The organism is Candidatus Stygibacter australis (assembly GCA_030765845.1).
Lineage (GTDB): Bacteria > Cloacimonadota > Cloacimonadia > Cloacimonadales > TCS61 > Stygibacter > Stygibacter australis.
This window is the reverse complement of the sequence record JAVCDJ010000187.1, coordinates 1-8,623: the sequence shown is the minus strand read 5'-3', so window position 1 is coordinate 8,623 and position 8,623 is coordinate 1. Positions and strand designations below refer to the sequence as shown.

Genomic DNA, 8,623 nt, shown 5'->3' with positions numbered 1-8,623 from the left:
AGACGTATTACGCTGACATGCTTGATGCCACTGGCATTGATTATGAAATATTTGAGATCGCAGTTTCTGGCGACGATGGACCAGATGCAACCTATATGGCAGACTATGCTCTGGTTATCTGGGAATGCGGTGAACAATGGCAGGGATCAAACTCACTCACAACTACTGATGAAGCAGAATTAGGAACATACCTTGATAATGGCGGATTCCTGGTACTGAGTGGACATGATTACCTCTGGGATCGTTACCCAAGTGCCGGTGCATTCTCTGCTGGACAATTCCCTTATGATTACCTGGGACTTGCCAGTGCTAATCAGGATGCCTTCACTGTAGGTACATCTCAGGGTGGACCGGAATTTGTAGATATTGATGGTGCCGGATGCACTGATGGTCTGGCAGTTCAATTGCAGGATATCTTCTCAGCATTGCGTGATGGTGTTTACCTTGATTTCCTCACTCCAAATGCTGATGGTGCTGCATATTCTACTTATGATGGCAATAATGTAGGTATTCAGACAGCAAATACTATCTTCACAACAGCCGGATGGGCAGGAATAATTGATGGAGATAACACGGTTGATGAATATATAATGGCATCTATGGGTAATTTTGCTGCACGTGACAGACATGTGGACTACTACAATGTATATCTGGATGACGATCTGGTTGGTCAAACTACTGAGATGGAATTCCAGCTTACTGGTTTATCTGGTGGAGTAACATATACCGCTGGTGTAAGTGCTCATTACTCATCAAATATGGAATCTGAGATCATTGAAGTAATATTCACACCACCAAATGACGACAATGACTTGGATGTGATCCCGGAAGTTACTGCCTTGAACAATAACTATCCTAACCCCTTCAATCCAGTAACATTTATCAGTTATGCACTGGCTGAAGATGGAATGGTGAGAATGGAAGTTTATAATGTGAAGGGACAGAAAATCAAAACTTTGATTAATGAATCAATGCCTGCTGGCACATATCAAGTTACCTGGAATGGTACTGATGACAACAACCGCAAGGTTGCCTCTGGTATTTATTTCTATAAGATGAAATCAGGAAGATATACTTCTACTAAGAAGATGATCCTGATGAAATAGACTTTAAACATTTAATTCTAAGCCCCTGCCGATCGGCAGGGGCTCATTTTTTTATCAATATGATAATTACAGGACTTATCAATATTTGTCATTAACTGTCCGAATAAGGCGTATTTTTTAATCTGAGTTCAATTCAACTAATTCACTTGACAAGATACATATTAAAATCCTCTCTAAAATAATGAAGTAGCTATGTTCAGTATTTTTGAGAATAGCTGTTTGAAATAAATATTAGAGGACAAGAGAGGTTCAATGAAAAGGTTATTTTTTTTACTATTTATCTTAATTATGACACTAAACCTTATGGCAAAAGATCCTGCAGGTATGCTGGAAATCCCAAATAATGGGGGATCTGAGCCTTTACCAGATTCACGTATCGAAGCAGTTTTTGGTGATCCAAATAGTGCTTTGACCAGTTATCAAGACCCGATAAATTTCTACTATAAGAATTCATTAAGTGAAACTATTTATTATGCTGAAGAGCTGCAGGCACAGGGAATCTCTGGTGGAGCAGTTACCGGTATAGAATATTACACTAATTTCGCTACTGATCTACCCAATATGCCGATCAATATCTGGATAGGCGAAACTGAGCTCAATGATCTTACGGGTGGCTGGATACCAGCCGGAGAATTAACTCAGGTATTTGGTGGAAACCTTGATTTTGCTCCTGGCGAACAGGAAATATTTGTAGAATTTGATGATCCTTACATAAGCAGTGGTCAAAACCTGGTAGTTATGGTGGAAAGAGTAATGGATACAGTATATTACTCTCCTTCAGATGTTTTCCATGTTACTGATACACCAAATTATCCTAATCGCAGTATGCATGTATATAGTGATATGGAAGATTATGATCCCTATACTCCACCAGCAAACAATTACCTTGTAGGTTTTGTGCCCAATACAACGATCTTCTTTAATACTACTGGTATGGGTTCAATGGAAGGATATGCTTATAATCTAGATAATAATGATCCTCTGGAAGGCGTGCTTATCGAGCTTATGGGACAGCGCCTTCATACCTTTACAGATGCCAATGGGCATTACAGCTTCCCGGGTCTTTTTGAAGGCACCTATGAAGCTCACGCTACACTTTTTGCTCATAGTGAAGATATTGAAACTGTGATCATTGTAGCCGATGAGACTACTGATCAGGATTTCTTCCTGCAACCAGCACCGGAAGTGGAAGTGACAGGTCGCGTTGTAGGCTCAGATTATCCAGATATTGGACTTGCAAATGCCCTGGTGACTTTAAGTGGAATGGGAGTTCATGAAGGTATCACAGATGCAGATGGTTACTTTAATATCAACACAGTTTATTCTTCAAATACTTATCAGCTGGTAGTAGAAGCCGAAGGTTATGAAATTCTGGTGGGAGAAGCAGTGATTGGAGCAGGCAATACTGATCTTGGTGACATCACAGTAAATGAGATAGCATTCCCGGCTTATGATGTGATAGCTACTCAGAATGATGAAGACACTATCGTAGATGTCGTATGGCATGGACCTAATCCCAACGCTGGTAATTTCTGGGATTTTGAGAGTGATGATGGTGAATTTGTAGCCAACACAGGTTGGGCATGGGGTACTGACAATATGGCTGGTGCCTTTAGTGGAGATAATGTGTGGGGTACTAACCTGAATGCCCAATATCCCAATAGTGTCAATTATCAACTGGTAACTCCGGAAATGAATATTCCTACAGATGATGCAGTACTCACATTCTGGCACTGGATGGATATTGAGACCAATTATGATGGTGGCAATATCAAAGTATCTACTGATGGTGGCACAAACTGGACATTGATCGACCCAGTGGGAGGCTATCCAGGTACAGCCTGGGGATTGAATAGTGAACCATGCTTTAATGGCTATAGCCAAACCTGGACTATGGTAACCTATGAAATTGGTGCCTATCAGGGTGAAGATGTGATGTTCATGTTCAATTTTGGTTCAGATAGTTCAATAGTCTATCAAGGCTGGTATATTGATGATGTTTATATTGGAATGCCGGAAGACAGATTGATGCATCCCAGTAATCCTAATTTCCGACCTGTAGCAAATCTATTACCTCATAATAATGAAAGAATAATTGAGAACTACAATCTATATCGCCTTCTATTAGGTGAAGAAGAACTGGAAGATAACTGGGAAGTGATCGCAGAAGGCTTGATGGATACAGTATATACTGATCCTTCCTGGGAATTTGTCGAAAGCGATATTTATAAATATGCCGTAAAAACGGAATATACTAATAACGTGCTGGCAGACGCAGCAATCAGTAATTGGGTAGCCAGAGATTACTATACTAATGCCACAGTAACTGTATCTGATTTCTTTAGTAATCCAGTAGTTGATGCTGAAACAAAATTCATGTGCCAGACTCCTGACCCTGATGGAGTGCTTAATGAATACGAACTTCTTACAGATGCAATGGGAGAAGCATACTTCCCCATGATCTGGAAAGGTGATTATAATATTCGCGTAACCAAAGAGAATATGGCAACCTATGAAGATGAAATGGTGCCGATCTATGAGCCATATGAATTGGATATCCAGTTAACAGAGAACCTGAATCCTGTAACAGGGCTGGATTACAGCGTATTAGATGATGACGTATCACTGTGGTGGAATGAACCCGCGGACGAAACATTTAATGATTTTGAAGCAGATGATGGTGCGTTTGTAAGTGATAATCCCAATGGCTGGCAGTGGGGTGAAGATACCCTGTTAGGTGCTTATTCTGGCACTCATACATGGGTAACAGTCATAGATGGTTTTTATGGAGATTCCGCTAACTTTATGCTGACTTCTGGCGAAATCGGTATCCCAGGTGATGGACAACTTAGCTTCTATTACAGTGTTGATAGTGAAAATAGCTGGGATGGAGCAAATGTGAAAATCTCCATTGATGGTGGGTCAACCTGGACGATAATTGAACCAGATGGTGGTTACTCACTGCCAAATGTAATAGGTTTAGGAGAACCCGGATTCTGTGGAAATTCTAATGGCTGGGTTTTGGCAACATTTGATCTCACGATGTATGAAGGTGAGGCTGCCATGTTCCAGTTCCATTTTGCTGCTGATACTATTATCAGCGATTATCCCGGATTTGCTTTTGATGATTTCAGAGTAGGGGCACCACTTGAAACAAGAATATTCCAGCATTTCAATGTTTACCGTAATGGTACTTTGATAGCTGATGATGTAGTAGATCTGGAATACACAGATATGGATGTTGCTGATGGCACATATACTTATGGTATCACGGCATTTTATGATTCAGGTGAATCTGAAGTGGAAGAAGTAGTTGCAGAAGTATATCCTCTGGATATTACTGGTTATGTGACAGCCTCAGATACTCCAGACACTACACCATTTGAAGGTGTGAGTATTACTCTGGAAAATGATCTTTTCTACTGGGAAACAGTAACGGATGCTAATGGTGAATTCATTATCAGCAGCGTGAATGGTAACCGGACCTATACTATCACGGCTGCTTATGACGAATATCAAATTTGGAGCGAAGAAGTTGTGGTTACTGATGAAGATATAGATTATCCAATGATCACTTTGCTTGAGATCATCAATGCACCTTATGCCGTTCTTGCTGAGGTAAATACTGAAGATACTGAATGTGACCTGACCTGGATCGCTCCGGGTAACTGGCCGGAATATGAGATCATTTATGATGATGATGAAGCAGAAAATGCATCTGCCTGGGGTCCTGAAGGAAATGAACGTGCAGTATGGTTTACTGCTCAGGGTGGACCCTGCTGGATTGCTGGTGGAAGCATGAACATTTATAATGGCACCTATCCTCCCGGAAATGTCCTTACTCCTTTCACAGCAGCAGTGTGGGCTTATGATGAAACAACTGGAATGCCAGGTGAAATGCTGGGTAGCGTCGAAGTGGTTCCCACTGAATTTTACTGGGTAGCATTTGAATTTGACGAACCTATAGCAATTGAAAGTGCAGAATTCTTCCTTGGTTACATCCAGGGTGGTGTATATCCAGATTGTGCAGGTATTGCTATTGATGAAACTTTTCCAACCGTTGGCAGAAGCTTTGATCATAACGTGACGGGTGGAGCTGATTGGGAATATAGTAATTATCAGGATTACATGCTTCGAGCAATTGTTCAAGGACCAACTGGTCGCCAGATGACTGCAAGCTATGACAATCCAGTAGTAGATTTCAGCAATATTATACCTAATAAGGAAGCTGTAAGCCTTCATGCTGCAAATATTCCTCAAGGTATTCAGGAAGTTGGCAATGCCAGATATATGCCAGTTCATAATACAAATCCATTCAGCACAACTACCAGCTGGAACACACGCCGTGACCGTTCACTGATTGGATACAATATCATCCGTGGTGAATTTGGTGATGAAGCTAACTGGCCCACGTGGGAACAGATAAATATAACTCTGGTAGAAGATAACACATATACTGATCTGAACTGGGTAAGTCTGGAAGATGGCTCAGTATATACCTATGGTGTTCGCTCAGTTTATACTAATAATATCATGTCTGACCCGGCATTCAGTAACTGGGTAGGCAAGGATATGTATGCTACCCTGGAAGTAGCACTTGAAACAAATATCGGTGATATTCCAGTAGGCTCTTTAGTTACTCTGGAAGCCACTGAACCTGATCCTGACGGTAATTATCAGGAATATGAGGGAATTACTGATGATCAGGGAGAATGTACTATCACCGAGATCTGGAAAGGCAATTATGATCTGGAAGCAGAACTATTAAATTTTGCCACTCTGGAAGATAATATTGATATTACAGAAGATGTAGTAACTTATGAAGGCATGATCACAGAGATGATGTATCCTGCCTTTGACGTATATGTAGAAGAGAATCACGATGGAAATGCCTGGCTTACCTGGCATTCACCAGCAGGTTCGATTAGTTCAATGTTTGATTTTGAAGATGATGATGGAGATTTTGTGGGAGAAACTGGCTGGGAATGGGCCAATGGCTGTAACGCCGGTAATGCCTGGAGTGGTGAAAACTGCTGGAGTGCATGGCCAGCAGTTGATTATCCTAATAACGCAAATTCATCACTTTATACCCCACTGATCGATGTTCCTTCTGATGAATCTCAACTGATATTCTATCACTGGTATGACATCGAGAGCTACTGGGATGGTGGAAATGTGAAAATATCATTAGATGAAGGTGCTTCCTGGGAATTGATCACCCCAATAGCTGGTTATCCAGAAGATGCGGCCTCTACTGCCAATTCAGGAATCCCTGGTGAAGCCTGCTGGTGCGGAAACTCTGGCGGCTGGGTAATGGCAGCATTTGATCTTTCAACCTATGATGGCGAAGAAGTTATGTTCCGTTTCCACTTTGGTTCTGATGGCTCAGTAGTGTATGACGGCTGGGATATTGATGATGTATATGTGGGTGTACCCGAAGACAGGGGACGCCCAATAGAGCTCTTTACCAGTAAGGAAACTGCTTTGAACAGTTTCAGTAAAGCTTCAGATACAGACACTCGTCGGGATCGTATGGACGGATACACTATCTTACGTGGTTTTGCTGATGATATGGAAAACTTTGAAGACTGGGATCTGATAGCTGAAACACTTCAGGATACAACATATGAAGATAACACTTGGCCACTAATTATGGAACAGGGTGTCTATATGTATTGCGTGAGAGTAGAATATACTGGTAATGTTCTTTCTGAACCCTCCTTCTCTAATGAAATCGACTTTGATATGTATGTGCCCGTAACCGTAAATGTTACAGGTAATAGTGGCGATCCCATGGACGGTGCAATAGTTTCGCTGGAATGCCAGGACGGTATTCATTCTTATGAAGCTACGGTTGCCGACGGAATAGTATATTGGGAAGAAATCTGGAGAGGTATGTATGACATGACAGTGCAGATGGACGGATATGAAGATCATGTGGAAAATGACACGTGGATCACTGATACCATGGTGATGAACGTGGAAATGCTGGAAAACATCTATCCTCCATCCAATGTGGCAGTAGATGATGAAACTGGACTTGTAACCTGGGAAGCCCCGGGAGCTGGTGGAGCATCTATCGACAATATCCTCTTTGTGGATGATGATGGAAGCGCTGACCTTGATTTCACTGATACTCAGACATATTATGCAAACATGCTTGATGCCACTGGCATTGATTATGAAATATTTGAGATCGCAGTTTCTGGTGATGATGGACCTGATGCTGCCTATATGGCAGATTATGCTCTGGTTATCTGGGAATGCGGAGAACAGTGGCAGGGATCAAATTCACTCACAACCAATGATGAAGCTGAACTGGGAACTTACCTTGATAATGGCGGATTCCTGGTACTGTGTGGACATGATTACCTCTGGGATCGTTACCCAAGTGCTGGTGCATTCTCAGCTGGACAATTCCCTTATGATTATCTGGGACTTGCCAGTGCTAATCAAGATGCTTTCACTGTAGGTACATCTCAGGGTGGACCGGAATTTGCTGATATTGATGGTGCCGGATGCACTGATGGTCTGACAGTTCAATTACAGGATATCTTCTCAGCAATGCGTGATGGTGTTTACCTTGATTACCTCACACCAAATGCTGATGGTGCTGCTTATTCTACTTATGATGGCAATAATGTAGGTATTCAGACAGCAAATACTATCTTCACAACAGCCGGATGGGCTGGAATAATTGATGGAGTTAACACAGTTGATGAATACGTAATGGCATCTATGGGTAATTTCGCTGCACGTGACAGACATGTGGACTATTATAATGTATATCTGGATGACGATTTGGCAGGTCAAACTACTGACATGGAATTCCAGCTTACTGGTTTATCTGGTGGAGTAACATATACCGCTGGTGTAAGTGCTCATTACTCATCAAATATGGAATCTGAGAGCATTGAAGTAACATTCACACCACCAAATGACAACAATGACTTGAATGTGATCCCGGAAGTTACTGCCTTGAACAATAACTATCCAAACCCATTCAATCCCGAAACACGTATTAACTATGCTATCGCTGAAGATGGAATGGTGAGAATGGAAATTTATAATGTTAAGGGACAAAAAATCAAAACCCTGATCAATGAATCAATGCCTGCTGGCACATATCAGGTTACCTGGAATGGTACTGATGATAATAACCGTAAGGTTGCCTCTGGTATTTATTTCTATAAGATGATTTCAGGAAAATACACTTCTACTAAGAAGATGATCCTGATGAAATAAGAATAAATAACAAGAAGCCCCTGCTATCAGGGGCTTCAGATTGCTTACAAACCCCGGTTGCTAAAATCGGGGTTTCCTTTTATGATTGCTTTTTATTATAATTATGGCTCTCCGCAGAAATTAATGACTTCAAAATTATCGCAAAGACTATATTTGGTAATTTCTCTTTCGCCTGGTAAATGCCCGGCCTTTTTATCAAATCCATATACACTCGTTTCCTTCCTGCAATTTCAATTTTACTCAATGTATATCTTAGCCCATCTTTCGACTTA

Annotated in this window: 3 protein-coding genes; 2 read left to right on the top strand and 1 reads right to left on the bottom strand. The window is 41.4% G+C overall.

Translation table 11 applies throughout. The features are described 5' to 3' along the window. Both RAO94_09480 and RAO94_09475 read left to right on the top strand, forming a co-directional pair. Positions 1-1,106 (top strand): T9SS type A sorting domain-containing protein (locus RAO94_09480; protein MDP8322566.1); only part of this gene is annotated, 1,106 nt, incomplete at its 5' end. 252 nt (positions 1,107-1,358) lie between these two features. Next, on the top strand, positions 1,359-8,351 hold the full coding sequence (locus tag RAO94_09475; GenBank protein ID MDP8322565.1) for a carboxypeptidase regulatory-like domain-containing protein: 6,993 nt from the start codon (positions 1,359-1,361) through the stop codon (positions 8,349-8,351). 79 nt (positions 8,352-8,430) lie between these two features. Here the strand turns inward: RAO94_09475 and RAO94_09470 are convergent. Beyond that, positions 8,431-8,623: hypothetical protein (locus RAO94_09470; protein MDP8322564.1), on the bottom strand; the 193-nt coding region annotated here is incomplete at its 5' end.

Excerpts from the sequence above, each read along its gene's own strand:
- RAO94_09475 (MDP8322565.1), top strand. The coding sequence starts at position 1,359 with ATGAAAAGGTTATTTTTTTTACTATTTATCTTAATTATGACACTAAAC.